General features: G+C 65.1%; 18 protein-coding genes. 8 read left to right on the plus strand and 10 right to left on the minus strand.

What is annotated here, in order from left to right; translation table 11 throughout:
* Positions 1 to 28 precede the first annotated feature (28 nt).
* The 7 genes from NMB41_RS16820 to NMB41_RS16850 form a co-directional block, all read right to left on the minus strand.
* Positions 29 to 457: a hypothetical protein gene (locus NMB41_RS16820; protein ID WP_494378950.1), complete on the minus strand. Its 429-nt coding sequence runs from the start codon at positions 455 to 457 to the stop codon at positions 29 to 31.
* A 37-nt stretch (positions 458 to 494) separates the two neighbouring features.
* Positions 495 to 2,351, minus strand: a complete 1,857-nt coding sequence (locus NMB41_RS16825) for a multicopper oxidase family protein (protein ID WP_494378951.1) — start codon at positions 2,349 to 2,351, stop codon at positions 495 to 497.
* Between the two features lie 28 nt (positions 2,352 to 2,379).
* Complete coding sequence (locus NMB41_RS16830; protein ID WP_494378952.1) at positions 2,380 to 2,979, minus strand: SCO family protein; 600 nt, start codon at positions 2,977 to 2,979, stop codon at positions 2,380 to 2,382.
* Positions 2,980 to 3,025: 46 nt separating this feature from the next.
* The gene (locus tag NMB41_RS16835) at positions 3,026 to 4,375 is read right to left on the minus strand and encodes an HlyD family type I secretion periplasmic adaptor subunit (protein ID WP_494378953.1); all 1,350 of its coding nucleotides are present in this window, start codon (positions 4,373 to 4,375) and stop codon (positions 3,026 to 3,028) included.
* Between the two features lie 10 nt (positions 4,376 to 4,385).
* Positions 4,386 to 6,065 (minus strand): type I secretion system permease/ATPase, encoded by a 1,680-nt coding sequence (locus NMB41_RS16840; RefSeq protein WP_494378954.1) that lies wholly within the window; start codon positions 6,063 to 6,065, stop codon positions 4,386 to 4,388.
* Between the two features lie 27 nt (positions 6,066 to 6,092).
* On the minus strand, positions 6,093 to 6,797 hold the full coding sequence (locus NMB41_RS16845) for a hypothetical protein (protein WP_494378955.1): 705 nt from the start codon (positions 6,795 to 6,797) through the stop codon (positions 6,093 to 6,095).
* A 149-nt stretch (positions 6,798 to 6,946) separates the two neighbouring features.
* A complete protein-coding gene (locus NMB41_RS16850) occupies positions 6,947 to 13,354 on the minus strand; it encodes a peroxidase family protein (RefSeq protein WP_494378956.1) in 6,408 nt (2,135 codons plus the stop codon).
* A gap of 677 nt (positions 13,355 to 14,031) precedes the next feature.
* On the opposite strand from NMB41_RS16850, the gene NMB41_RS16855 reads away from it, so the two are divergent.
* The 3 genes from NMB41_RS16855 to NMB41_RS16865 all read left to right on the plus strand — a co-directional run bounded on the left by NMB41_RS16855 (position 14,032) and on the right by NMB41_RS16865 (position 16,249).
* Positions 14,032 to 15,054 (plus strand): FKBP-type peptidyl-prolyl cis-trans isomerase, encoded by a 1,023-nt coding sequence (locus NMB41_RS16855; protein WP_494378957.1) that lies wholly within the window; start codon positions 14,032 to 14,034, stop codon positions 15,052 to 15,054.
* A 74-nt stretch (positions 15,055 to 15,128) separates the two neighbouring features.
* Positions 15,129 to 15,365: a hypothetical protein gene (locus NMB41_RS16860; RefSeq protein WP_494378958.1), complete on the plus strand. Its 237-nt coding sequence runs from the start codon at positions 15,129 to 15,131 to the stop codon at positions 15,363 to 15,365.
* 38 nt (positions 15,366 to 15,403) lie between these two features.
* Complete coding sequence (locus NMB41_RS16865) at positions 15,404 to 16,249, plus strand: Crp/Fnr family transcriptional regulator (RefSeq protein WP_494378959.1); 846 nt, start codon at positions 15,404 to 15,406, stop codon at positions 16,247 to 16,249.
* Here NMB41_RS16865 and NMB41_RS16870 read toward each other — a convergent pair.
* Complete coding sequence (locus tag NMB41_RS16870; RefSeq protein ID WP_494378960.1) at positions 16,192 to 16,902, minus strand: SDR family oxidoreductase; 711 nt, start codon at positions 16,900 to 16,902, stop codon at positions 16,192 to 16,194. The two genes, NMB41_RS16865 and NMB41_RS16870, sit on opposite strands and share 58 nt — an antisense overlap.
* Before the next feature lie 151 nt (positions 16,903 to 17,053).
* On the opposite strand from NMB41_RS16870, the gene NMB41_RS16875 reads away from it, so the two are divergent.
* Complete coding sequence (locus NMB41_RS16875; RefSeq protein WP_494378961.1) at positions 17,054 to 18,043, plus strand: GGDEF domain-containing response regulator; 990 nt, start codon at positions 17,054 to 17,056, stop codon at positions 18,041 to 18,043.
* A 32-nt stretch (positions 18,044 to 18,075) separates the two neighbouring features.
* Here NMB41_RS16875 and murB read toward each other — a convergent pair whose 3' ends face one another.
* A complete protein-coding gene (murB, locus tag NMB41_RS16880; protein WP_494378962.1) occupies positions 18,076 to 19,104 on the minus strand; it encodes a UDP-N-acetylmuramate dehydrogenase in 1,029 nt (342 codons plus the stop codon).
* A gap of 147 nt (positions 19,105 to 19,251) precedes the next feature.
* On the opposite strand from murB, the gene NMB41_RS16885 reads away from it, so the two are divergent.
* From NMB41_RS16885 to NMB41_RS16895, 3 genes are all read left to right on the plus strand, one after another.
* Positions 19,252 to 19,737 carry a YajQ family cyclic di-GMP-binding protein gene (locus NMB41_RS16885; RefSeq protein WP_494378963.1) on the plus strand — a complete coding sequence of 162 codons (486 nt, stop codon included), beginning with the start codon at positions 19,252 to 19,254 and terminating at the stop codon, positions 19,735 to 19,737.
* Positions 19,738 to 19,912: 175 nt separating this feature from the next.
* Positions 19,913 to 21,178: a nitronate monooxygenase gene (locus NMB41_RS16890; protein WP_494378964.1), complete on the plus strand. Its 1,266-nt coding sequence runs from the start codon at positions 19,913 to 19,915 to the stop codon at positions 21,176 to 21,178.
* 141 nt (positions 21,179 to 21,319) lie between these two features.
* Positions 21,320 to 23,725 carry a putative bifunctional diguanylate cyclase/phosphodiesterase gene (locus NMB41_RS16895; RefSeq protein ID WP_494378965.1) on the plus strand — a complete coding sequence of 802 codons (2,406 nt, stop codon included), beginning with the start codon at positions 21,320 to 21,322 and terminating at the stop codon, positions 23,723 to 23,725.
* Positions 23,726 to 23,958: 233 nt separating this feature from the next.
* Here the strand turns inward: NMB41_RS16895 and NMB41_RS16900 are convergent, their stop codons facing one another.
* Positions 23,959 to 24,897, minus strand: a complete 939-nt coding sequence (locus NMB41_RS16900; RefSeq protein ID WP_494378966.1) for an exopolyphosphatase — start codon at positions 24,895 to 24,897, stop codon at positions 23,959 to 23,961.
* A gap of 318 nt (positions 24,898 to 25,215) precedes the next feature.
* Between NMB41_RS16900 and NMB41_RS16905 the strand changes: the two genes are divergently transcribed.
* Positions 25,216 to 26,502, plus strand: a complete 1,287-nt coding sequence (locus tag NMB41_RS16905; protein WP_494378967.1) for a sensor histidine kinase — start codon at positions 25,216 to 25,218, stop codon at positions 26,500 to 26,502.
* Positions 26,503 to 26,564 lie beyond the last annotated feature (62 nt).

Consider the following 26,564-nt stretch of genomic DNA (forward strand, 5'->3'; position numbering starts at 1 on the left):
GGCGGCTTTTTTGTTGGCAGCGTGGCGCCTATGTCCTGCTGCACCATCCCAGCCTGAGCCGCAGCAAGGTGAACTCGTCCGGCATCCCGTCCGCGCCGGGCCACGCGTCCCCCTTGGCATACGCCTCCATGTAACGGCGCAAGCGTGCCGGGCTGGTAATGGCTGGCTGCAGGGTCAGTGAATACAGATAGGCGTCGCTGGCACCCGCCCCGGGCAGATGGCGGGCGGGCGGCAGGCACAGGCTGGTGCTGTCGGCGTACTGCAGGTTCAGGACGGCCAGCCGCCCCGACACGAGATCATTGCAGAAATAAACATCGCGCCCAACGTGGGTTTGCAGCGTGGGTGTCGAAAACCGCGCCACCAGCTGCTTGCGGTGCACGGCCGGCATGACCCGGGCCGCAGGGTTGAGCAGCTGTGCGGCCGCAGCAAAGGCTAGAAAAGATCTGCGTGTCTGCATATTGCCGTCCTTGCCTCCATGTAGATATCGTGTACCCTCAAGGCACGACGTCGAACCGCACCATCATGTGATGATCCTCATGGATCGTGTTATGGCAGTGCATGATGTACTTGCCAACGAAATCCTCGAAGCAGATCAGGATCCGCACCACTTCGCCCGGCTTGAGCTCGAACACATCCTTTCGTCCCCGTTCGTGCGGCGGCGGCGGCACACCATTGCGCGACAGGATGCGCGCTTCTTCGAAATGGATGTGCACCGGATGGCTCCAGCTGCCCTTGCCCTGCAGCTCCCAGATTTCGTCCACGCCGCGCTTGATGATCGCGGCCGGCCTGGTCACGTCGAACAGCTTGCCGTTGACTGTCCACAAATCGTTTTCGCGGTCGAACTCCCAGCGCCTGACTTTCGTTCCCGGCAGCACCACCGCACGGCGCAAGGGGCGCAGGACGGACGGCACCTGGCTCAGGTCCGGTTCCGCCGGTTCGGCGTCGACATCGAAGCGCAGGATCTGGGTGCCGGGCGTCAGGCGTCTCCCGGTGGGACCGCGTCCGTCCAGGTGCTCGAGCCGGTTTACCAGGTAGACCTTGCTGCCGAGCGGGAATCTGGAAAAATCGATGACGATATCGCCGCGTTCCGCCGTTGCCAGGCGCAGCCGGTCTGTATAAATCGGGGCGGTCAGCAGGTTGCCGTCATTGGCGATGTGGTGGAATTTCTGGTCGGCGCCGTTGTACACCAGGTAGAACTCATAGAAGCGCAGCGCTGAAGCGTTCAGCGCGCGGAAACGGTACTTGCGGCGCTCCACCGAAAAATACGGCTGGATCTTGCCGTTGACGCAGAACTTGTCGCCCACCATCCCTTCCGGGTCGAACTGGTTGAAATACAGGTAACCACCGGAATCGAAGCTCTTGTCCTGGAACATGACCGGGATATCGTACTTGCCGACTCCGCTCGGCAGGCGCAGCGCACCGGCGCGCGTGTCGCGCTCGTTGCCCGTGTCGAGGCCGTCGAACACGAGGTAGAAGCCGGCCAGTCCCTTGTACACATTCGGCGCCGTGAATTCCATGCGGTGGTCGTGGTACCAGAGGGTGCCCAGCGCGCCTTCCGGGTCACCATCCGTGTCCGGGAAGTCATTGCTGTTTGACAGCTTGTTCGGATAATGGTGGTCCTTGAACTTGCCGGCGCGGGTGATGGTGGGTCCGAATTTCGTGCGGCTGAAGTAGTCCCCGGGAAAGCCGTCGCTTTCGGACGGGGTATGGCCGTTGTGCACGTGGGTCGAAATCTCGGGCGAACCGAAGCCGGTGGAATCGTCCGGCAAATCGTTCTCGATGCGCACCAGGATCGGCTCGCCATACCATGCGACGAATGTCGGGCCCGGCAGCAGGCCGTCGAAGCCCCAGATGTCCTGCTCCGGCAAGTGCGGATGGAAGGAATGCGAGCCCTTCTTCGCGCGCAGCCGGTAGAACTTGCGCGGCGGGTACTTCTCCCAGACCTGGTGCGGCAGGCGCCCCGCTTCGTCCTCGACAGGATCCTTTTCCGGCGCCGGGCTCAGGCTGCTTTCCGGCTCCTTGACTTGCGGGATCGGTAGCGCCACCATCCAGGGCGGCGTCGCCGGTGCCTTGCCGACTCGGCTTTGCATGAAGTCGTCGCGCACGCTGCTTGTCGTTGCCTGGACCGGAGCCGTCGTCAGCGTCGCCGTGCCCGATGCTGCCGGCGCCTTGGCCGCGGCGGCCGGGGCCGCCTGTGCGGGGGCGGTTGCGGGTGCCAGGTTGGCGTTGTCGCGCACGGCTGCCAGTACTGCGGCGCCGGCCGCGGCCAGGCCGCCCGTCACCGCCCAGCGCCGGGTGTTCTTTGATTCCTTCGCTTCTTTCAGTTCTTTTGTCTCATCGGATGTGTCCATGATGCTTCCCCAGGTTTTTTGTCTTGCCTTACATGTAGCCGGAAATCGAGTTGACGATCTGCTCCGGCGCCGCAATGGCCGGGATCATCGACCAGCGGTCGCGCCCGGCGTGGCCGATGCGCAGCATGCCGGTATGCTGTTTCAGGTCGCTGTCGGCAACGGTGTCGAGCGAATAAAAACCGAGCCGCAGGCGCAGCAGCTCGACGTGGTCCGGTTCGCCCGTCAGGTAGGTCCAGCCGCGCCTGGCCCCGAATTTGTCCATGTAGCGGCGCAGGTCGAGCGGCTTGTCGATCGCCGGCTGCAGGGTCAGCGAGTACATGAAGACGTCCTTGCCCACTCGCCCGCCCAGCAGCTCGTGCACGCGCAGCAGGTTGGCCGTATTCGCCGGGCACAGGTTGCTGCAGTTCGCGTACATCATGTTGATGACGACCAGCCGGTCCCTGACCAGGTCGTCGTAGAACCGGACGTGGCGGCCTTCGTGGGTCTGGAGCGCCACATTCGGCGGGCCGCGCCCGTCGTCGTCCGGCAAGGGGGTCGATGCCGGCGTCAGCGCGCCGGCATGCCTGAACGCCGGGTAGAGCAAAGGTGTGGCAGCCGCCGCCGCCAGGAAGGTCCTGCGCGATTTCATGATCTTCTCCCTCGTGGTTGATAACACTGCCTGCTTGCGACCCTGCCTACAGCTGGCGCCCCGCCTTGCGGAACGTCGACATGATCGGCTCGACCAGGTACTGCAGCGGGGTCTGGTCTGCACCGTCGATGTAGACCTCGGCAGGCATGCCGGCCTGCAGCTTGACCGCATGGCGCGCATCGATCGCCTTTTCGTCGGCCGCCACCAGCACGCTGAAATACGCCTGCCCGGTCGCCTTGTCCGCCAGCCGGTCGGCCGAGATATACGTCACCTCGCCATCGACCATTGGCGCGCTGCGGTACTTCAGCGCCGTGAATTTGACGCGCGCCTTCTGGCCCAGGTGGACGTGGTTGATTTCCTCCGGGCGGATACGCGCTTCGAGCATCAGGCGCGCTTCCGACGGCACGATCTCGGCGATCGAATCGCCAGAGCGCACCACCGCCCCCGGCGAAGTGAATTTCAGGTCGATGATTTCCCCGCTGGCGGGCGCGACCACGACCTGGCGGCTGGCCGCGTCGTTGGTTTTGCGCATCTCCTGGTCGATGTCCGTCAGGCGCGCCACGCTCGCCTTGACCTCGTCGCTGGCCGTCTGTACGTAGGCGTTTTGCAGCGAGCGGATGCGCAGGTCAATGTCGGCAATGCGCTGGGCGGCGCGCGCCAGTTCCGAGCGGCGCTCGTCGGCCTTGGCTGCGTAATCGGCCACGCCAGCCTCGATCTGGGACAGCTTGGCGGCCGAGATGAACGAGTCGCGCTGCAGGCCGCGGTTCAGTTCCAGGTCCTGGCGCTGCAGCGTCAATGAACGCTCGATGTTGGCGATCTGGGCGCGCAGCGAGGCCGCTTCGCTGCCGATCTGCTGGCGCTGGGTGCGCAGCAGCGCCACTTCGCTCTCGAGCGAGGTGCGGCGGCTGGCAAACAGGCTCGCTTCCTTGGCCATCGCCTGGGCAATGCGCGGGTCGCGCTCGGCCGCCTCGCGCAGGTCGTCCGGGAACTGCAGGCTGGCCATGCGCAGCTGCTCTCCTTCCAGCCGCGCCAGGCCGGCGCGTTCGACGATGGCGCGGTAGGCGAGCCGGTTGCGGTCGACGTCGACCCCGACGTCGCCCAGGATCAGCACCGGTTCGCCGGCACGCACGCGCTGGCCGTCGCGCACCAGCACCTGGCGCACGATGCCGCCTTCGAGGTGCTGGATCGGGCGCCGGTTCAGGTCGACCTTGACATAGGCCGGGGCCACCACCGCCATCGCCAGCGGCGCGCTGCAAACCCAGGCCCCCATCGGCACCAGCGCCAGCAGGAAAATCGTCAGGCCGAGGCGGCCCAGGCGTTGCCCCTGAGCGCGGCTGCCGAGCGACTCCAGCTCGCCCATCGTCATTGCGTTGTTCATCATCAAAGGGTTGTTCATGGTTGTCTCCTCAGGCGGCGCTGGCGGTGTCGACCACGGCCTGCGCCTGTTGCCGCATCTCGCGCATCACGTCGGCCGCGGCGCCGTAGCGCTTGGCGCGGCCGTTCTCGAGTACCAGGATCTTGGTGACGTGCGCAATCAGGGACGGCCGGTGCGTGACGATGACCGTGGTGACACCGTCCACGCGCAGGGCGCTGACCGCGTGGGCAAGCGCCAGTTCGCCGGCCCCGTCCAGGTTCGAATTGGGCTCGTCGAGCACGACCAGGCGCGGGTTGCCGTACAGGGCGCGCGCCAGGGCGATGCGCTGGCGCTGTCCGGGCGACAGGCGCATTCCGCCCTCGCCCACCAACGTGTCGTAGCCGTCGGCGAATTCGACGATCATGTCGTGGGCGTTGGCGCGTTTGGCCGCGGCGATGACGCGTCCGGAGTCGACCTCCTCCAGGCGGCCGATATTGTCGGCCACGCTGCCATCGAACAGCTCGACGTCCTGCGGCACGTAGCCGATCCACTGGCCCAGCTGGGCCCGGTCCCAGCGCGCGACGTCGGCCCCGTCCAGGCGTACGGTGCCGGTCGCCCCGGTCCAGACGCCGATCAGGAGCCGGGCCAGGGTCGATTTGCCGGCCGCGCTGGCGCCGATGATGGCGAGCGACTCGCCCGGCTCGAGCGAGAGCGCCAGGTTGTAGAGCACCGGCTTGCCCGAGCTCGGCACGCGGTAGGACAGGCTCTCGACCTGCAGCCGCCCGGCCGGGCATGGCAGCGCCACCTGGGCCGGGCGGCCGTTTGTATCGAGCTCGGCCAGGCGGCGATAGGCGGCGCGGCCGTCGGCCAGCGCGCGCCAGCTGCCGACCAGCTGCTCGACCGGCTGGAGGGCGCGTCCGAGCAGCACAGTGGTGGCGATCATGATGCCGGCCGAAGCTTCCTGGCTGATGACGAGCCAGGCGCCGAGCGCCAGCATCGCGATCTGGATCGCCTGGCGCAAAAAGCGCGTCAGGGCGCCAAAGGCCACGCCGGTGCGACCGGCGCTGTCTTGCAGGGAGGCCACCTCGACCTGCAGCGCGCGCCAGCGGCCCAGCAGTCTGCCGGTCATGCCGAGCGCCTGCAATACCTCGGCATTGCGCAGCGAGCTGTCGACATAGCGCGCGGCGCGCCTCCCGTCCTGCTGCAAGCCTTCGATGGCAGCGCGGCTGCTGCGGTGGTTGGCCCAGGCCAGCACCAGCATCAGGGACACCGAAAGCAGTGCGCCCAGGCCCAGCAACGGGTGAAAGCTCCAGATCAGCACCACGAACAGCGGCGCCCAGGGAGCGTCGAACAGCGAGGCGAGCGCGTTCGAGGAAAGCACCGTCTTGAGCGTGCCGAGGTCGCGCATGCCTTCCCCCACAGCGGCGTGCGGCGTGCGGGCGGCGCGTTCGACCAGCGATTCGACCAGCGGGCGCGCCAGCTGCTCGTCGGCGATGGCCGCCAGCACGCCCTGCAGGCGCTGGCGTACATAGTCGAGCAGCAGCATGACGATCATGGCGACGGCGGTACCGGCCAGCAGCACCACCAGCGTTTCACGACTGTGCGTGGTCAGTACCCGGTCGAATACCTGCAGCATGAACAATGCCGGGATCAGGTAAAGCAGGTTCACGCAGAAGGAAAACAGCCCCATGTACACGAGCAGGGGTCGCAGCTCTCGCCAGACTTGTTTCATGACGGTCTCCTGGAAGCAGCGTTTGAATTACGCCTGGCCGTCCCCGGTACCGGCACGTGGCGCAGCGTGGCGGCGCGCGCGCACGCGCCAGAGAGCGATGCCCGCCAGGGTGAAGGACATCAGGATGCTCGGTTCCGGAATCGGCGCGTCCTGCAAGCCGCCCAGCCGGATTTGCCGGATATCGGCGATGTTCGACGCGGAGAAGATCGATATGCCGCGCAGCAGCGTCTCGTTGTCCGCCTGGATCGTCAGCACATTGTTGCCGTTTCGCAGTTGCTGCTGGAAGCTGGCCGTGCTGCCGTCGAAGGCGGTGACGAGGATGTCGGCAAAGCGCCCCACCGGGTTGCCCGCCACCTGGTCGACACGCAGGTTGTAGAAAATGGTGGTGAAGGCGCCATCACGCACCTCGATGCCCAGCGCGCGCAGCGCGCCGTCCGTGGCCCGCACCGTGGGCGGAACCGCAGGCGTAGCGGTCGGGTTCTCGAAGGCGATCAGGAGTTCCTCGGCCGAGATGTCGACCAGGTAGTCGGTGCGTCCGGCGATGCCGGTGACGGTGGTGGCCGGCCCAAGGAAGACGCCGGCCCTGGTCGGGTCGAAGCGCACGTTTTCCACGGTTCCCGCAGTGGGGGTGACGCCCGGGCTGAAGATGACGCCAGCCTGGACACTGCCTGCCATCAGCACTGCGGCCAGGCACAGGCCGGCGCTGCGGAACGACTTCTTGACGATTTGCATGGTGATACCCCTAGTTTGGTATGTGTCGCTGTAGTTTTTACGGTTCATTTCCCGGCACGACGCCACCGGCGTCGGTGCCAGGAATGCTGCTTGCTGCCTGCCTTGCTGTCTCCTTCTTCTTGCCTCCTTCTTCTTGCCTCCTGTTGAAGTTATGCCCCCGCCAGCGGCGCCGCGGTCAGGCCCTGGAAGACCGGCACCGTGCCCCCGCTGAGCAGGAAGTCGTCGATCGTCAGCGCCGACAGCTCGCCCACGCCCTGCAGAACGAAGGAACCGGAGAGGCCGATCGTCACCCGTGTATCGAGACCGAGGTCGAGGAAGGTCACGCCCGAGGCAAAGCTGGCCGCGGTGATGCCCAGCCCCGAGATGTCGAGCAGGTCCTGGCCACCGGTCGCGTTGGCGTCGAATCCGGTGATGGTGTCGGCACCAAACGGGCCCGGACCGAAGACGAAGATGTCGTTGCCCTCGCTATCCTGGATCACGTCGTTCCCCGCGCCTCCCTCCAGCCGATCATTGCCGGCGCCGCCGCGCAGGATGTCGTTCCCGGCGCCCCCCTTGATGATGTTCGACAGCGCGTTGCCGGTCAGCGTGGCCGCGGCGCCCGTCTGCGTCAGGTTTTCGACGTTGGCACCGAGCGTGTAGGCAGTGGACGTGGAGAACACCGTATCGGTGCCGGCCCCCAGCCCTTCCTGGACGAGGTCGGCCGCGACATTGACGAAGTAGCTGTCGTTGCCGGCGCCGCCGCGCAAGGTGTCGTTGCCGGTGCCGCCATTCAGGCTGTCGTTGCCGTTGCCGCCGGTGATGGTGTTGGCCAGGTTGTTGCCGACTCCGGTGAAGTTGCCGCTGCTGATATAGGTCAGGTGCTCGATGTTGTTGGCCAGCGTGAAGCTCGCTGCGCTGGCCATCACGTGGTCGGTACCGGCGCCGGCCGCCTCGATCACGACATCGGTGGACGAATCGACCATGTAGACGTCGTTGCCGCCGTTGCCGCGCAGCGTGTCGTTGCCGGTTCCGCCGTCGAGACTGTCGTTGCCGGCACCGCCGATGAGGGTGTTGGCCAGTTCGTTGCCTTCGCCGACAAAGTCGCCGCTGCCGATAAAGGTGAGATTTTCGATATCCGACCACAGCGCATAGCTCTGCAGCGTGGTCTGGACCGTGTCGGTACCTTCGCCACCGAACTCGACTGCATCGTCGAGCGCCTCGTCGATGATGTAGATGTCATTGCCTCGTCCGCCGAACATGACGTCAACGCCTGCGCCGCCGTCGAGCCGGTCGTTGCCGATCCCGCTCACCAGCACATTGCTCAGCGCGTTGCCGGTACCGGTGAAGTTGCCGCTGCCGGTGTAGGTCAGGTTCTCGACGGCGCCGCCGAGTACATAGCTCGCCAGCGTCGTGGCCACGATATCGGTGCCTTCGCCGCCGGCCTCGACCACGGTGTCGCCGGCGCTGTCGACGATGTAGGCGTCGTCGCCGCTGCCGCCGCTCATGGCGTCGAGCCCGTTCCCGCCGTTGAGCGTGTCGTTGCCGACGCCGCCTTCCAGCACATCGTTGCCGGCGCCGCCGGCCAGCATGTCGTCCCCGTCCAGGCCGAGCAGGCGGTCGTTGCCGCCCAAACCATCGAGCACGTCGTTGCCCAGGCCGCCAGTGATGCCGTTGTTGCCGTTGTTGCCGTTGCCGACGAAGTTGCCGGTGCCGGTGTACACCATGTCTTCGATGTTGTTCGCCAGCGAGAACGAGCCAAGCGACACACGCACCGTATCCTGGCCCTGGGTCAGCGCCTCGACCACGGTGTCGCCGCTGTCGCTGACGATATAGGTATCGTTGCCGATACCGCCCACCATCCGGTCCGCGCCCGCACCGCCGTCGAGGATGTCGTCGCCGCTGCCGCCGGTGATGACGTTGGCCAGCGCATTGCCGGTACCAAGGAAGGCGCCGGCGCCGGTAAAGGTCAGGTTCTCGAGGTTGGCGCCCAGGGTGTAGGCGGCCAGCGTCGTCTCCACCGTATCGGTGCCGCCGCCGTCGGCTTCGTTGATGACGTCTTCCAGGTTGTCCACCACATAAGTATCGAGCCCGGCGCCGCCGGTCATGACGTCGGCCCCGGCTGCGCCGTCGAGCCTGTCGTTGCCGGCCAGGCCAACGAGCTCGTCTGCCCAGGGCGTGCCGACCAGCGTATCGGCGAGGGCCGTGCCGGTCTTGTTGTCGCCGACCGGCGCCGTCGCGTCGGAATACACGACGCGATTGACGCCGGCGAGGTCCCTGAAGCTGGCCATCAGGCGCAGCTCGAGGCCGACCTGGGCCTGCTGCGGCACGAAGGTGAGTCCTGTGGCGCCGGCGATGTTGACGTAACCGGCACCGCTCCTGACTTGCCACTGGTACGTGACCGCCGACTCGGCAACGCCGCTGAATTGCGCGATCGTGCCCGGCAGGGCCGTCAGCGCACGCAGCTCGGTCGGGGTCGTGTCGCTGATGGCCGGTTCCCCGGTCAGGTTCATGATGCGGTCGCTGAACTGGAGGCGCTCGATGTTGCGGATGCGGTCCGTGCCGTCGGCCGCGGTGCCGCGCAAGTGGGCCACGGTCCAGGTACCATCCTCGTTGCGGGTGATGTCGTAACTGGCGCGCAGGTCGGAATAGACGGCAGTGTCGATGTCGTCGGCCGCGGTCTGCGGCTGCAGGATCTCGCGCACGATCACCAGCTGACCGGGGTTGATCTCGCCCGACAGCATGCGTGTCTTGAGATCGGCGATGGTATCGACCGAGAACAGTTCCTGCGTCGGATCGAGGCGGTCGCGCACACTGACGCGCACGTTGAGCCAGGCGTCGCCATCGATCAGGTCATTACCATTCTTGCCGGTAATGCGGTCGCTTCCGCCGCCGCCGATCAGGATGTCGGCGCCCGTACTCGGGTCGAACACGACAGCCTCGCCATTGGCCTCTGCCGGTCTTCCGAGCAGCTCCTGCAAGCCATTGATCAGCGCGACGTTCTTTTGCAGCAGCATGCTGTCGGTGGTGGGCGCGCCGATGATGCCCCCTCCGCCATCGCCGGCGGCGCCGGTCGGCCGGACGGTGCCGGTCAGGACGTCGTCGAACTTCCAGCCCGACAAAGCTTCGACCGAGTCGAAGCGGTCACGCAGGATGAACGGCTCCTGCTGGCCGAACAGCGGGATGCCGAGGTCGGAATTGGCAGCCACCGGATCGCCCTTGTGGATGGCCCAGTCGAAGCCGAGCATGCCGTTGCTGCGCTGGATGCCGGCGCCCTGCACCATGATGTCGTCGCCGGACTCGCCGTCGTAGTCGGTATCGTTGCCCTGGCCATTGAGGACATCGTGGCCGATGATGCTGCTGTTGAAGAACAGCTGCGAGTTTTCGCCGGACAGGCCGTCGAAGCCTTCGCCGCCCTCGATCCAGTCGTCGCCCTCGTTGCCCATCAGGACGTCCGGGCCATTCCCGCCGATCAGGAAGTCATTGCCTTCGCCGGCGAAGATTTCGGTGAAGTCGGGGCCGACGATGAAGAAGTCGTTGCCGGCGCCGCCGAACACGATGTCGTTGCCGGCGCCGTTGCTGATGACGTCGTTGCCGTTGTCGCCGCGCAGGAAGTCCGCGGCCCCGGCCGGGGTGCCGTGGTCGGTGATGATGTCGTCGCCGTCGCCGCCATGCACCTGGTCGGCTTCGTCGCCGCCGTCGAGGATATCGTTGCCGGCATCGCCCCAGAGCGTGTCCATGCCGCGCCCGCCCTTGATGATGTCGTTGCCGGGCGTACCACCCAGCACCACGTGGTCGGCGCCGTCGTAAGCGTAGATCAACTGGCCGCCATCCGCGTGGCCGTCGCGGTCGACGTCAGCGCCGGGAGCTACCCGTGTGACGAGGGAAGTGAAGGCATTGAGCACCGGATTGTGGCGGCCCGGGTCGCCATTGTTGTTCGCGCCGATGCCGGTCAGCTGGTCGGACTGGTTCATCTCCAGCGTATAGCTTGGCGCGGTGAACAGCAGCGCAGGCAGGTGGGTCGTGCTTCCGGTGGCGCCGAGGTCGGTATTTCGCATCACCATGGCCGAGAACAGGTTGGCCTCGAGCTCGTTGAGCATGTTCAGGCCCTGGGTGCGGCTCAGGTAGTAGAAGCGGTCGCCGTTCTGCAGCTTTTCCATCTGCGACTCGAACACGAAGTTGAAGGTCGGCGCCAGCATGCCGCCGAACTCGAGCTTGGCTTCGGCGAGGCCGCCGATCCAGAAATCGACCTTGTTCAGGCCGGTTTCCTGCGTTTCCCAGCCATCGGTGCTGTTGAGGAAGGCGACGCGGTCGGCTGGTGCGAGGTCGACGCTGCCGTTCTTGTCGAGGTCCATGTCGCCCATCACCAGCAGCGTGGCGGCGGCGCGCTTGCCGGCCACCGTCGTCTCGGCCAGGATGGTCGGGTGCATGCCGTAGGCGGCGATGAAGTTGATGATCGAGGCCGGGTTCTTCATGTGTGGCGCGAAATCGGCCCAGCTGGTGTAGGGCTTCAACTGGGCGTCGCCGGTCATCTCGAAGAAGGCCCTGCGCGCCTCGTTGAAGCTGGGCGCGCCGGTGTCGCGGGCACGGGCAATGTTCAGCGTGGCGAGATCGAGCGGCAGCCCGACCAGGTTGTTGCGCAGTGCGTCGGTGACGAATTCGTCGATCTCGTTGCCGACCTGGCGCGACATGCCGCGCACGATCTGGCCGATTGCCAGGCTCGGATCGAGGGTGCCGTCCTTGTCGAAGGCGATCGGATTGAGGAAGGCCTCGATCAGGCCGATGTCGCTCGACTGCAGGTCGCCGTCCAGCCGCGCCACCGTTTCGTTGAGCATCGAGTGCCCGAAGCGGTACACCACGTTAGCGAATTCTTCCATGATGGACGGATCGATATCGGCCGAATTCGAGAACACGAAGGGATCGATGCTTGGCTGCACCGCCCGCGCGAATTCCTCGAACACCATGTGCTGGTACTGCATTTCATTGGCGAAGCGGCCGGCCTGGAACAGGCGCTCGCCGTCCCACTGCAGCGCGGCGATGCCTGCCTCGGTGGTCGGGACGGCGTCGATGTCGACTGCCAACCACTCGTTGATGACGGCCAGGTCGCCGCTGCCGAGGATGGTGTGCTTGTAGTCTTCAACCAGGCGGTTGTGCCCGTCGTGGAAGATGGCGTGGATGGCGGTCAGGCCGATGTTCTCGTTGCCGCGGCCGTCGCCGGTGATGAAGTGGCGGCCAAGCAGCTCGTCGTCATAGGTGCCGGCTGGCTGGGCCAGGAATTCACGGTTGGTCGCGGACGTCGGCTGGGATGGGTCGTAGCCGGGATTCCGGATCGGGCCCGCCTCGCCGTCGAGGTCGGCCGTCATCGGCACGGCAGGCGTGTGCCGCATGCCGTCATGGTCCCAGGTGCCCGGCGCGGCCGTGTGCGCGATATCGTCGAGGAAGGCGTGACCGGTGCGCAGCGTGTTGGCCGGAAGCGAGGTGCCGAGGCCGCCGTTGTCGGCAGGATTGGCTTCGATCAGGCCGGTGTCGGTGACGATCTGCACGAAGCCGTTCGGCCCGCGCAGGAATTCGCCGTAGCGGTCGGTCGCCAGCAGCGGCACGTTGAAGATGTCGGTATCGGTCAGGCGGATGCCGAGCATAGTGGCAGCCTGGGCCTTGACTTCGGCCCAGTTGCCGATCCCGTGCTCGCCGTCGATCAGGCGGCCGGTGGCCAGCGGCTTGTTCCCCACCATCTGGTACTCGCGCAGGAAGACCTGGTGCGATGGATGCGAGGTATAGGTCTGGTTCTGGTCGATGAAGGGTGTGGTGGTGTTCAGGTGGCCGGTCAGGTCGTCGGGCGTGCCCATCTTGCCGTCGGGGCCGGGATGATTGTTGGAGGCCCGCGTGAGCACCATGAAATTGGTCTGACTGCCCGCGACGTACAGTGGATCGTCCGGCTGCAGCGGCACGAAGACGGTGCCGCCGCCCTTGCTGATCAGGTCCAGGCCATGGTCGAAGAACTGGCCGAACAGCGCCATCATGCCGTTGAACGGGGGCGACAGGCCGATGTCGGGCGACTGATTCGGAATGGGCAGCGTTCCGGCGGCGGTTGTGTCGACATCCTCCATGCCGGGAAAGGTGGCGATGTCGGCGCGGTCTTTGGCGGCAGCGACGGCGGCCGGATTCGTGTTCGTCTGGTCGACGATCAGGTTCGAGATCAGGCGGGGCTGCGAGTCGAACACCATGTTGCCGGGATTGGTCTGTGCGTAGCTGGTCGGGGTGGACGGCGCGCCAGGCGGCAGGAACATGGCCGGCACGTTTTCCGCGTCATGCCAGACGCCCGCGATCAGGCGCGGCATGATGTTGTCCGCCGCGCCCATGCGCTCCATGCCGGGGAGGAGGCTATTCCAGGTGCCGTCCACCGTGCGCAGGCCGTGCGGCAACAGGGTGCTGCCTACCAGCTCGCGCAGCACGTCGCCGTTGACCGAACCGTCGGGGTTGGTACTGGCTTCCGAAATCTTGATTTGCTTGAGGATAAACGCGAGGTCGTCGAGATTGACGTTGAAATTGTACTGCGAATTCGGAGGCTGACTCTGTGACATGGTATTTCCCCTAGGATAGATTGGACCACGTTGCATTATTCGATCGCCCGTCATTGACGTCGTATGGTTCCATGCTAAATCCACCTCCCCCTGAACCGTCGGGCAAAGGGGTGCCCTTACGCCTGGTTAGGCATTCGAAGATGAATGCGGCACGCAGGAATAACCAGTAGTGACAGTCGGTGTATTTACTAAATTAACACATAAATTTACGCAATCTGCATAAAAATTTAGGTGTTCCAAAACCCCCACAACGTCAAATTTTCGTTCCATAAATTATAACTATCGTTAAAATTTTGATCATAGTCATGTAGGAAGGAGCCTACAGGTTAAGTAGGAAGCCGAAATGACGCGGTTTACGAATGTCGATCACTACGCCCCGCAAAGCGTGACGTCGACGCTGACTGGCGTGTAGGCCTCATATTCAGGGTGCATAAACGTTTTACTGACCTTGGAGTCACATTTCTCCAGTTGCGCTTTTTATGATTGCGTGTCCAGAATACAGGGGGCACGCTCTTTTTCGTCAATTACACGGTGGGCTTTATATAGGCTCGCAATTGAATTCTAGAAACAAATATAACGATAAGTAGCTGGGCCTTGTCCGGCCCAGTTGATATAAGGCAATTCCAAAACCGGGGGAGATAATGATGCCTGCACTATTGCCTGATAATCGGTCCCGCTTGCCGGACACTGCACTGCTCGTGTTTTTGTGCCTGGGATTGAGCGGCTGCGGCGGCGGTGGTGGTGGTGGTGGCGCAAGCGCCGGTACGAACACCGCCAGCGTCAACCCTCCGGTGACCGTGCCCCCGCCGCCGCCGAGCCCGACCACCCTGGCGCCCTACGTCGGTACCTGGTACGGCCCCTGCCAGGGCCGCATGCAGGACACGGCGGTCGTGACGCCGTCCGCCGGCGGCGCGAATGCGGTGCAACTGAACCTGGTGCGCAACTTCCACGCCACCGATAACTGCACGGGCGCCGTGGCCGGCACCGAGACCCTGAGCGCGGATTTCTCGCTGGCCTACGGCAGCACGACGACAGCCGGCGCAATCCTCAGCGCGGGCGCAGCAGCGCAGCAGGTGCCGCTCGACCTGGTGACGATCACGATTCCCGCTTACACCCGCACCCGCAGCGGCCCGGCGGTGACGGCCAGCACGAATGCGGCCGGCGTGCGCACATGGTGTATCGCGTATGCCGACGGGCCGCTGTGCAGTACCGACGCCGGGCTGCAACCGGCAGCGAATGCGGCCGCTGCGCTCACCCTCGACAAGGGCGACCTGGTGCTGCTCTCGCCCGCGGGCGGCGGCTACCTCGCGGACGCGCGCTATACCAAGGAGCGCGCGACCACAACGCCCGGCCAGGGTCCGGCTTTCCAGCGCATCGACACCGTGCTGGGCACGGGCGCCATTGCCAGTTCGGGACGCACGCTGACAGTGAATTACACCGGATGGCTGTATGACGCGACCAGGCCCGACTTCAAGGGCGCCCAGTTCGACACCTCCGCCGGCAAAACCCCCTTCAGCTTCCGGCTTGGCGCCGGCCAGGTGATTGCCGGCTGGGACCAGGGTCTGCCAGGCATGCGGGCGGGTGGCAAGCGCACCCTGATCATCCCGGCCGCGATGGCATATGGACGCGCGGGTAGCGGAACGTCGATTCCGCCGGATGCGCCGCTCATCTTCGAGGTCGACCTCATCACCGTGCAATAGCGCGACCGTTCGACCCGGCCGCCCGTGCCGGGAAGCGGCAATGCAGATCCTGGGGAGAGATGGTGGAGAACGCGTTGACAGAACGCCGCGGGGATCGGCGCGCCGATCCGATCCTTGCCACGCTGGTCGATGTGGCCATTGCGTACCGCGACAACCTCGGTTTTACCGTGGCGCAGGCGTTTTTGCGTGAAACCGGCGTGCCCGAGGCACTGGCAAAGCGCGTGCTGGACGGCACTGCGAGCGCGCGGGCAACAGTGCCGCGCCGGCGGGCCGGGCAGACACTGTCCGCCCGGGCTGCATCCCCGGCCTGACACCGCCCGGCCGGGCGCATCTCATACAGGAGGCAATCATGGAGCAGCAGCAAGGTTCGGTAACAGCCCACCGGCCGCAGGCGGCATCGTTGAGCTATCTCCAGGCAGGACGCCAGTGCCAGGGCCCCCTGTGGTCCACGCTGGAGGAGGTGTGTGCGTTGCTGCAGGTTCCTGCCGCCTCGCCCGCTTCGGCCAGGGTGCTGTTCCAGCGGGTGCAGTGCAGCACCGGGCAGCGGATCCACCGGATGGGCCAGACCTTCGACACGCTCCATGTCATCAATGCGGGCTTCCTGAAAACCGCCGTGGTCGACGAGGCCGGCAACGAACAGGTGCTGTGCTTTCCCATGAAGGGCGACATGATGGGCATGGACGCAATCCACGGCGGCACGCATACGTCCGAAACGCGGGCGCTGTCGGACTGCGACCTGATCCTGCTGCCGTTCGCCCGGCTGAACAATCTCAGCCGCGTGACGCCGGATATCGAACACCTCATGGTCCACATGATGAGCCGCGAACTGGCCCTGCGCCAGGCGCTCGTCGGCATGCTCGGCACCCTGTCTGCCGAAGCGCGTGTCGCCCGTTTCCTCGTTGCGATGTCCGACCGTTATGCCGCGATGGGCTACTCGAGCACAGCCTTCAATTTGCGCATGACACGCCAGGAGATCGGCAGCTATCTCGGCCTGACGCTGGAAACGGTCAGCCGTACCATCTCGCTCTTGAACGAATCCGGTCTGATAACCGTCCACCATCGCAGCATCTGCATCATCGATGCGCCAGCACTGAGGGCGCTGCGCCGCCTGGACGCGGCGCAAGCGCAGCCAGGCCCTCAGGCGTCGCGCAAATCCGCGACCGCCTGGCGCCCGAAGCCTTCGGCCAGCAGGTAGTCGACCAGCTTGCGCGCGCAGTCTTCGGGTGCGGCCAGCGCTCCTTCCTGCTTCATCTGGACGAACCGCTCCTTCATCGGAAAATTCGACGCGGGCGTGGCGCGGATCTGCGCCTGCATGCCGGTATCGATCACGCCCGGCGCCAGGCTGGTGCAGCGCACCGTGGCGTCGCCATCCTGCAGCACCGCTTCGGCGTGGCGGTCGAGCGCGGCCTTGGTGGCGCAGTAGACGCTCCAGCCGGGGTAGGCATTGCGCCCCGCTCCGCTCGAGACGTGCAGGATGCGCCGTTCGCCGCGGCTGGCGCGCACCACGGCCGCCGCCAGCGCCAGCGGCGCGGCCACGTTCAGGGTAACAGCGCGCAGGCAGTCGAGCGGGTCCTGTTCGGCCAGCGGCCCCACCGGGCTCACGACGCCGGCATTGTTGACCAGCAGCGTCGCCCCCTCGTCGCCCAGCCAGCTTGCCAGCGTATCGCTGGATACGAAGGCGGCCAGGGCGGCGCTGTCGGAGAGGTCGACCTCGACCTGGGTCAGCAAGGTCGCATCTGCTGCGGCGCGGCCGCGCGCCAGGCCGAGCACGGGGATGCCGCGTTCGATCAGTTCGGCAGCGATGGCGGCGCCGAGCCCCTTGGTGTGGCCGGTAACGATGGCTTTCATGTTCTCCCCTTGATGAAATGATATTGAAGGATAGCCGAATGCGGGCGGCCGCCGCAGACCGTTGTATGCAGACAGGCAAAGTAGGCGTGATGCAACATTTTGCAAGTTCCTCGGGGTAGAATGGGGCCGCCCTGTCTACCGTCCCCATCAGATGCCTTCTGCTACTGCCTTTGCGTCACTGAACAGTCCATGCCGCGTCCTGCTGGTAGGCGCGCCGCCGTTTGCCGGTGCGCTGCGCGAGATGCTGGCCGGGGCCGACGATATCGAACTGGTGCTCACCGATGCCGCCCAGGCGCTGGGACAGGCTGCGGCCCTGCGTCCCACCGTGCTGGTGCGCGCACTGGGCGGGCGCGAGGACAGCGGCGACTTCATCCGCGCCTGCCGCGCCAGTCAAGCCTTCGGCAGCCTGCCCTTGCTGGTGCTGGCGCCGAATGCCGGCAACGCCGGGCGCGACGCGGCCTTTGCCGCCGGCGCCAGCGACTACCTGGCCGAACTGCCGACCCGCACCGAACTGCTGGCGCGCCTGCGCTACCACGCCCAGGCCAGCCAGGCCGTGGCGGAACGCGAGGACGCCCTGCGCCGCCTGGCCGAGACCCAGGCGCTGTTGGCACGCGCCCAGGCCGAACTCGACCGCATCGATGGCGTCGACGGCCTCACCGGCATCCCGAACCGGCGCCGCTTCGACCAGGTGGCACAAGGCGAATGGCAGCGCGCACGGCGCAACGGCCAGCCGCTCTCGCTGCTGGTGTGCGACGTCGACAGTTTTGGTTACTTCAATCACCGCATGGGACGCGAAGCGGGCGACCTGTGCCTGCGCAAGATGGCCGGCGTGCTGACCGGCCAGCTGAAACGCCCGTCCGACCTGGCCGCGCGCTACGACGGCAAGCAGTTCGCGATCCTGCTGCCGGACACCGGCCTCGATGGCGCGGTGCAGGTGGCCGAAGCCTGCCGCACGGCGCTCGAGCGCCTGGCGCTGTCGCATCCATTGCCGGAGCGGCGCATCGTGACGATGTCGGTTGGCGTGGCCTCGACCGTGCCGTCCGAGGAAAGCGTGTTCGACGCGGTGCTGGCGCGTGCCGGCGAGGCGGTGCAGGCGGCCAAATCGCGTGGACGCAACCGCGTGGCGGCTTTCCGCGCCTAATTACCGCATGGAGTCAGGACTCCACCCTACGTCTAGACGAATACCGGTTCCGGTTCCAGTTCCACACCAAAGCGTTCCCGCACATCGTGCTGGATCGCGCGCGCCAGCGCCTGTACTTCCGCCCCGGTCGCTCCGCCATTGTTCACCAGCACCAGCGCCTGCTTCGGATAGACGCCGGCCGCGCCCAGCTGTTTGCCTTTCCAGCCGCACTGGTCGATCAGCCAACCCGCCGCCAGCTTTTCGCTGCCGTCCGGCTGCACGTGGTGCACCAGCTGCGGGAAGCGCTCCAGCAAGGCCGCGCAAGCGGCTGCCGGCACCACGGGATTCTTGAAGAAGCTGCCGGCATTCCCGATCTCGGCCGGGTCGGGCAGCTTGCGGCGCCGGATCGCGATCACGGTATCGCTCACCTGGCGCGGCGTCGGCGCAGTAAACCCCGCGGCCTCGACGGCCTGGGCCAGCTCGGCATAGCGCAGGTTCGGCTGCCAGGCGCGCGGCAGGGCGAAGGTGACATCCAGCACAATGAGATTCACCCCGGCCGCGTGCTTGAAGACGCTGTCGCGGTAGCCGAAGCGGCAGTCAAGCGCGCTCAAGCTGCGCTGCGTGCCAGTGACCATGTCGAACACGGTCAGCGAATGGAAGACGTCCTTGATTTCCAGGCCATAGGCACCGATGTTCTGGATGGGCGCCGCGCCCACGGTGCCGGGAATCAGGGACAGGTTTTCCAGTCCGCCCAGGCCTTGCGCGAGCGTATAGTCGACGAACGCGTGCCAGTTTTCGCCGGCGCCGGCGCGCACCAGCACCTTGCCGTTTTCTTCGCCGACAATCTCGCGCCCTGCGATCGCCATGTGCAGCACCAGGGCCTCGACATCCTGCGTCAGCAGCACATTGCTGCCGCCGCCGAGGACGAAGCGCGGCAGGCTTGCCAGCGCGGCGTCGGCGTGCAGGGCGCCGAGTTGCGCCGCGCTGGTCACGCGCAGGTAGCGGCGCGCGCTGGCGGCCAGGCCGAAGGTATTGAAGGCTTGCAGCGGAACGTCGTGTTCGATCGGGAGTGCGATAGGCATGAGGTATGAACGGTCGAGAGGGCGAAATCCGGGTGATTATAGAGGCTGGGCTAGCCCGTCCGGCAAAAACGGTCGTTCTATTCTTGCTAGTCCGTTAAAATACTGCCACTCGCAAATTCAGCCTTACCTAAATAAAAGGAAACCACCATGCCATCGTTTGACGTGGTCTGCGAAGCAGACATGGTCGAAGTGAAAAACGCCGTCGAGCAATCGAACAAGGAAATCACCACCCGCTTCGACTTCAAGGGCAGCTCGGCCAAGGTCGAGCAAAAGGAAAAAGAACTGACGCTGTTCGCCGATTCCGACTTCCAGCTCAGCCAGGTGTACGACGTGCTGGTCAATAAAATGACCAAGAGGAAAGTTGACGTGCGCTTCCTCGACGAGGAAAAGGTCGAGAAGATCGGCGGCGACAAGGTCAAGCAGCTCATCAAGGTGCGCAACGGCATCGAGACCGAGGACGCCAAGAAGATCACCAAGGCGATCAAGGAAAGCAAGATGAAGGTGCAGGCCAGCATCCAGGGCGAAACCGTGCGCGTCACCGGCGCCAAGCGCGACGACCTGCAGGCCGCGATGGCCCTGCTGAAAAAGGACATCCTGGACCTGCCGCTGGCATTCAACAACTTCCGCGATTAAAAATCATGCTCGAATGCGAACCGGGGCAGCGCTCCGTTTCGCGCGCCATCTTCGATCGCTGCACGCCTCGCGCTGCCCCCTTTTTGCTTGGGGTAGAATTGAGGCTGAACAAACTCGCTCGAATCAGGCTGCATAAAATTTGAGCCAGAGCAACTTCGGTAGTCTAAGGATAGCAATGAAACGTGTTGATGATTTCCGCCTGCGTCTGGGCAACAACGAATACGTGCCCATCATGATTGGTGGAATGGGCGTGGATATTTCGACCTCCGAGCTTGCGCTGGAAGCGGCGCGCCTGGGCGGCATCGGCCACATCTCGGACGCAATGGTGCAGGACGTCTCGGACCGCAAGTTCGAAACGACCTTCGTCAAGGACAAGACCAAGCTCTACAAATTCAACATCAACAACATGGACAAGGCGGTCGTGAAGTTCGACCTCGAGCGCCTGGCCGAAGCGACGCGCCTGCACGTGGGCGCGACCATGGCGGCGAAAAAAGGCGATGGCCTGATTTTCGTGAACTGCATGGAAAAGCTGACCATGAATGCGCCGAAGGAAACCCTGCGCACCCGCCTGGCGTCGGCGCTGGACGCCGGCATCGACGGCATCACCATGTCGGCCGGCCTGCACCTGGGTTCCTTCGAGCTGATCAAGGATCACCCGCGCTTCCGCGAAGCCAAGCTCGGCATCATCGTGTCTTCGGTGCGGGCGCTGCAGCTGTTCCTGCGCAAGGTCGCCAAGCTGAACCGCCCGCCCGATTTCATCATCGTCGAGGGTCCCCTGGCCGGTGGCCACCTGGGCTTCGGCTTCGACTGGAAGAACTACGACCTGCACCTGATCATCGACGAGATCATCGCCTACATGCGCGCCGAGAACATCGATATCCCCCTGATCGCGGCCGGCGGCGTGTTCACCGGCTCGGACGCGGTGGCCTTCCTTGAAAAAGGCGTGGGCGGCGTGCAGGTGGCGACCCGCTTCACCGTCACCCGCGAGTGCGGCATGCCCGACAGCGTCAAGCAGGAATACTTCCGCGCCAGCGAAGAAGACATCATCGTCAATGGCATCTCCCCGACCGGCTATCCGATGCGCATGCTGAAAAGCACGCCGGCCATCGGTTCCGGCATCCGTCCGGGCTGCGAATCCTACGGCTATCTGCTCGATGCGACCGGCAATTGCGCCTACATCAATTCGTACAACCGCGAAGTGCTGGCCAATCCGGACGTCAAGAATCCGCCAGTGATGGACAAGACCTGCCTGTGCACGCACATGCGCAACTACAATTGCTGGACCTGCGGCCACTACACCTACCGCCTGAAGGACACCACGCACAAGCTGGCGAACGGCGACTACCAGATCATGAGCGCCGAGCACGTGTTCAAGGATTACCAGTTCAGCGTCAACAATGAGATCGTCCTGCCGGAAAAGCTGGAGAGCGCCGCGGCTTGAGGCCCTTGGGCCTTTTCCCCTTCGAAAAAAGCCACGCTCAGCCGTGGTTTTTTTGTTCTGGAACAACCGCGACAGAAGTTCGGGAACGGGTGTAGGCTAGGCTAGTCCAACTGAGGATGCCCACTTTCAAAGGCGCCCAGCATGACCATGCCCGTACCGACTGCCAATGCGGCCTTCCTTGTCGATGAGGGAGGCATCATTGCGACCTGGAACAATGCGTGCGCAAAGCTGCTGGGTTTTTCCGCCGAAAATGCCATCGGGCACGCATTCGGTAATCTCCTCGTCGGAACCGACCCGAGGGACTGGGGCGCGCGCTGGCACGGGCTCGCGGAGAACCATGGCCATTCCAACCAGGTCGTGCTGCGCCATGCCGGCGGTACCACGGTGGCGGCCAACCTGGCGCTCCAGCCCCAGACCGGCGCCGACGGCGTCACGCGTTTCTGGGTGGCGGCCATCGACAATGTGCACGACGACGACACGCCCGATTCGGTACTGGTCGGCCGCACCCCGCTGGCCGCCCTCGTCGATTTCCTGCCCGGCACCGTTTACGCCCTGAACCGCGAGGGCCGCTTCGTGCTCTGGAACCGCAACCACGAACGCGTCACCGAGCTCGCCCCCGAAGAGATGGCCTCCGCCACCGCGCTCGAGCTGTTCGACTTTGAAACCCGGCCGCTGATCGCCGAGAGCATGCGCCGCGTCTTCGAGGACGGCGAGGAAGTCACGATCGAGGCCGACGTCATCGCGCGCAGCGGGCGCGAGACGCCGATGCTGCTGTGCGGCGCGCGCGTCAACTGCAATGGCGGGCAATATCTGTTCGGCATGGGCATGGACATCACGGCGCGGCGCCGCCAGGAACGCATGCTGCGCCTGCGCGAACGGGCCTTGCATGCGGCCAGCAACGGCATCGTCATCACCGGCATCGACGGGGCCGACTGCCCGATCGAATACGTCAACCCGGCCTTCGAGCGCATCACCGGCTACAGCGCCGACGAAGTCATCGGGCGCGATTCGCGCTTCATGGAAGCGCCGGGCATGGACACGAACGAGCGCTTCCAGGTGCAGGAAGCGATCGCAGCGCACCAGGCGGTCAACGTGGTATTTCGCAACATGCGCAAGGACGGCGAACTGTTCTGGAACGACCTCTCGATCACGCCGGTCCTCGACGAACACGGCGTTACCACCCATTTCATCGGCGTCATTCTGGACGTCACGGCAACCAAGCAGCGCACCGCCCTCCTCGAGCACGAGGTCAACCACGACCCGCTGACGGGCCTGGCCAACCGCAACCTGCTGTGGGACCGCCTCGACCAGGCGCTGCATATGGCGCAGCGCCAGAAGTCGCTGGTCGGCGTCCTCCTGATCGACCTGAACAATTTTAAAAGCATCAACGACACCCATGGCCACGAAGCGGGCGACGTGGTGCTGAAGGTCGTCGCCCGGCGCCTGCAGGCCTCGGTGCGCGACAGCGACACGGTGGCGCGCCTGTCGGGCGACGAATTCGTGCTGGTGCTGGTCAACCAGCCCTCGCTGCGCTACACGCTGCGCATGATCGAGCGCCTGCGCCAGGGACTGACGCAGCCGGTCAACTTCATGCACAAGGAGATCGAAGTCGGAGCCAGCCTGGGGGTCGCGGTCTATCCGCACGACGGCCTCACCGCGGTCGACCTGGTGCGCTCGGCCGACGTCGCCATGTACCACGCCAAGGCCACCGGCCGCAACGAGATCTACTTCTTCTCGAACGACATGAAATCGACCACCGAGGCCCGCCAGCGCCTCGACGCCTCGATGTCGCACGCGATCGAACGCGGCGAACTGTTCATGCTCTACCAGCCCTGCATCGACCCGAGGAGCGGCAAGGTGGCCTCCTTCGAAGCCCTGCTGCGCTGGCAGCACCCCGAGCACGGCGTGCTGCTGCCGTCAGGCTTCCTGGCCGAAGCCGAAGAAAACGGGCGCATCGTCGAATTCGGCGCCTGGGTGCTCGACCAGGCCTGCGCTTTCCTGTTCGACCTGAAAAATCTGGGCGTGACGGACGTGCCCGTCACGGTGAACGTGTCGGCGCGCGAATACGGCCAGCAGGGTTTCGTGGCGGGCATCGCCTCGCGCCTGGTGGCCTATGGCCTCACGCCCGGCAGCCTGCAAATCGAACTGCGCGAGGAAGCCGTCAACCGCAATCCGGGCCAGGTGCGCGACCTCGCCACCCAGCTGCGCCAGCTCGGCCTGACGCTGTCGATCGACGAATTCGGCCAGGGCATGACCGACCTCGGCTTCCTGCGCGAGCTGTCCGTGGGCCAGCTGAAACTGTCGAAAAACGCCGTGCACGCCATCCTCGCCGACGAACCCGAGGGCGACGGCGGCACCATGGTGCGCACCCTGATCGACATCGGACACAACCTCCGAATGCAGGTGATCGGCGAAGCGGTCGAGACGCGCGCGCAGCGCGATTTCCTCACCATGCATGGGTGCGAGGCGCTGCAGGGGATGCTGCTGAGCGAGCCGATGACGGTGGAGGCGGCGCGGGAGCTGGTGCGGGATCGGATGCCGGCTTAGTGGGGCTGGGTTCGCTACAGTTTGTGGGGCTGTTGCCTGTGGCGTTCGTGGTGTTTTTAATCCGCGTGGGCACGGGTGCCCACCCTACGAGATACGGTACGTATCCGGGTTTCGTATGACCTTGCCGTTATCGGTAACCGTAGGGTGGGCACCCCGTGCCCACGCGGATTAAAAACACCGCGGAAGGAACAGGCAACAGCCCCACCCCACCCGCACACCTCTTTCAACGAACCCTAACCTTCGCTCGTAATCCGCTGAATCAAGGCCCCCAGCACATCCTCCGCCATCGCATTATCCACCTGACAAGTCCCCGCATTCTCATGCCCGCCCCCGCCATACTCGAGCATCAGGCTGCCGATATTGGTCCTGGAGGTCCGGTTCAGGATCGATTTGCCGGTCGCGAACACCGTGTTCTGGTTTTTCAGCCCCCACAGCACGTGGATCGAGATATTCGTCTCCGGGAACAGCGCGTAAATGATGAATCGGTTGCCGGCGAAGATGGTTGTCTCTTCGCGCAGGTCGAGCACGACCAGGTTGCCGTGCACGCGCGCGCAGCGGCGGATCTGTTCCTTGCACAGGTTGCTGTGCTCGAAATAGAGTTTGGTGCGTTCCTGCACGTCGGGCAGGGCCATGATGGTGTCGATCGAATGCGTGCGGCAGGCCTCGATCAGTTCCATCATCAGCTGGTAGTTCGAGATGCGGAAGTCGCGGAAGCGCCCCAGTCCCGTACGCGCGTCCATCAGGAAGTTGAGCAGGTTCCAGCCGGCCGGCTCCAGCACCTCTTCGCGCGAAAAGCGGGCGCTGTCGGCCTTGTCGACGGCCGCCATCATGTCGAGCCAGGCTACCGGGAACACCTTCTGGCCGCCGTAGTGGTCCCAGACCACGCGCGCCGCGGACGGCGCTTCGGGCTGGATCACGTGGTTGGCGCGCAGGCCGGTATTGCGGATGGTCTCGGACAGGTGATGGTCGAACGCCAGGTGCGCGCCCGCCACATAGGGCAGGTTGGTCGTGATGTCGCGGTTCGTGATCGCGATTTTCCCGTCCTGCATGTCCTTCGGGTGGACGAACAGGATATCGTCGATCAGGTTCAGGTGCTTGAGCAGGACCGCGCAGACCAGTCCATCGAAATCGCTGCGGGTAACGAGGCGGAATTGTTTTGGAACGGCAGACATCGGCGGACCCTTTCGTCGAAAAAGCGGTGAGATGTGTTTTTATCATACCGCGCAAAGTTTCCCGCCGTCAGTTTTGGTCTTGATTTTTGCAGGGACTTTTAGCCAGCGACAAGCGGTCCTGGCGCCACCGTATGCATTCCACGCCCCGCATCGTGCAGGCTGTCGCAAAGCGCATGCGGCGCCGTGTGCCGGCAGATAAAGTTGCGACATTCCAACAACCTGGATGCCATGGAATGCCATTTGGATAAGGCAAACCGGCACCGGGTAGCGGGGACGCGGTACACTCGCTCCGCCCACGAATCGATGACAAGACCTGACATGCAAGCGCGCAGCTCCACCCACCACTATTTTTCCGGCGTCCTGTCGTCGCTTTACCGCGCCTTCGACGCCGTCGCCACCTGGGTCACCCAGCTGTCGTGGTGGAAATTCTTCCTGTTCGCCGCCCTGACCCTGATTGCCGGCGCCATCTTGCAGGAAGAATTGTTCTCCGGCGGCGAAGTCGAGATTGCCGCCAGCGAGCGCGCCGCGCGGCGCGACCAGACCAGCATCGTGATCGACGACAGCGGCATCCGTTTCAATCCCCGCAACAAGCCGAAACCCGGCACGCCCGAGTCGCCGCCCCTGCCCCCGGCGCCGCCCGCGCCGGACGCCCCCGCCGCGACGCCGCCGGCCCCCGGCACCGGTTCCGGCAGTGCGCCGCTGGCAACGGCGCCCGACCTGGCCTTGCCGAAAGGCGCCCATCCGGGCAGCGACGCCGTCCACATCGAATTGCCGCCGCAGATCGCCGAAGAATTGTCGGTGGCGATCGAAGGCGCCGTCGACGATGCGGCCGAAGCGAAAGTGTCGCGTTATCACAAGCAAGCATCGACTTGGTTCAACAGCTTCGTGCTGCTGCTGGTGATGGCGCTGTTCGGCATCAAGGCCCTGATGGGCGGCAAGAAACGCGCCGAACAGCAGACCCAGAGTGCGAACGCCGCCGCCGAGCGCGAATCGATGCAGCGCCAGCTGTCGGAAGCGAAGATGCAGATGATGCAGGCGCAGGTCGAGCCGCACTTCCTCTTCAACACGCTCGCTTCCGTCGAGCACCTGATTGAAACCAATCCGCCGCGCGCCTCGGCCATGCAGCGCAGCCTGATCCAGTACCTGCGCGCGGTGCTGCCGCAAATGCGCGACAACACCCTGGTGACGAACCTGGGGCGCGAAGTCGACATGGTGACGGCCTACCTGGACTTGCTGAAAATGCGCATGGAAGAACGCCTGACGGTCGACATGCGCATCCCCGATGGCCTGCGCAGCGCAGCCTTCCCGCCGATGATGCTGCAGTCGATGGTCGAAAACGCGATCAAGCACGGTCTCGAATGCAAACCCGAAGGCGGCACCCTGAAAATTGTCGCCGACGTCGCCGACCACAAGCTGCGCATCACCGTCACCGACGACGGCGTCGGTTTCGGCGTGGTGCCGAGCAACGGCACGGGCCTGGGCCTGCCGACCATCCGCGAGCGCCTGCGCCTGCTGCACGGGGAAGCCGGCCAGCTGCACATCGCCGCCAACAGCCCGAGCGGCGTGATTGCGATGGTCGAGGTTCCGTATCAGGTTGGACGCTGAGTGCGCTCCTGAAAATCGTGGCGACTGCCGGCCTTGCCTGCGGCGCCGTTTCGTTGAATAAT

The organism is Massilia sp. FBCC-B171 (assembly GCF_059134155.1).

Coding starts and splice junctions, on each gene's coding strand:
- NMB41_RS16820 (WP_494378950.1), bottom strand. CDS start 457: ATGCAGACACGCAGATCTTTTCTAGCCTTTGCTGCGGCCGCACAGCTG.
- NMB41_RS16825 (WP_494378951.1), bottom strand. CDS start 2,351: ATGGACACATCCGATGAGACAAAAGAACTGAAAGAAGCGAAGGAATCA.
- NMB41_RS16830 (WP_494378952.1), bottom strand. CDS start 2,979: ATGAAATCGCGCAGGACCTTCCTGGCGGCGGCGGCTGCCACACCTTTG.
- NMB41_RS16835 (WP_494378953.1), bottom strand. CDS start 4,375: ATGAACAACCCTTTGATGATGAACAACGCAATGACGATGGGCGAGCTG.
- NMB41_RS16840 (WP_494378954.1), bottom strand. CDS start 6,065: ATGAAACAAGTCTGGCGAGAGCTGCGACCCCTGCTCGTGTACATGGGG.
- NMB41_RS16845 (WP_494378955.1), bottom strand. CDS start 6,797: ATGCAAATCGTCAAGAAGTCGTTCCGCAGCGCCGGCCTGTGCCTGGCC.
- NMB41_RS16850 (WP_494378956.1), bottom strand. CDS start 13,354: ATGTCACAGAGTCAGCCTCCGAATTCGCAGTACAATTTCAACGTCAAT.
- NMB41_RS16865 (WP_494378959.1), top strand. CDS start 15,404: ATGGAGCAGCAGCAAGGTTCGGTAACAGCCCACCGGCCGCAGGCGGCA.
- NMB41_RS16870 (WP_494378960.1), bottom strand. CDS start 16,902: ATGAAAGCCATCGTTACCGGCCACACCAAGGGGCTCGGCGCCGCCATC.
- NMB41_RS16875 (WP_494378961.1), top strand. CDS start 17,054: ATGCCTTCTGCTACTGCCTTTGCGTCACTGAACAGTCCATGCCGCGTC.
- murB (WP_494378962.1), bottom strand. CDS start 19,104: ATGCCTATCGCACTCCCGATCGAACACGACGTTCCGCTGCAAGCCTTC.
- NMB41_RS16885 (WP_494378963.1), top strand. CDS start 19,252: ATGCCATCGTTTGACGTGGTCTGCGAAGCAGACATGGTCGAAGTGAAA.
- NMB41_RS16890 (WP_494378964.1), top strand. CDS start 19,913: ATGAAACGTGTTGATGATTTCCGCCTGCGTCTGGGCAACAACGAATAC.
- NMB41_RS16895 (WP_494378965.1), top strand. CDS start 21,320: ATGACCATGCCCGTACCGACTGCCAATGCGGCCTTCCTTGTCGATGAG.
- NMB41_RS16900 (WP_494378966.1), bottom strand. CDS start 24,897: ATGTCTGCCGTTCCAAAACAATTCCGCCTCGTTACCCGCAGCGATTTC.
- NMB41_RS16905 (WP_494378967.1), top strand. CDS start 25,216: ATGCAAGCGCGCAGCTCCACCCACCACTATTTTTCCGGCGTCCTGTCG.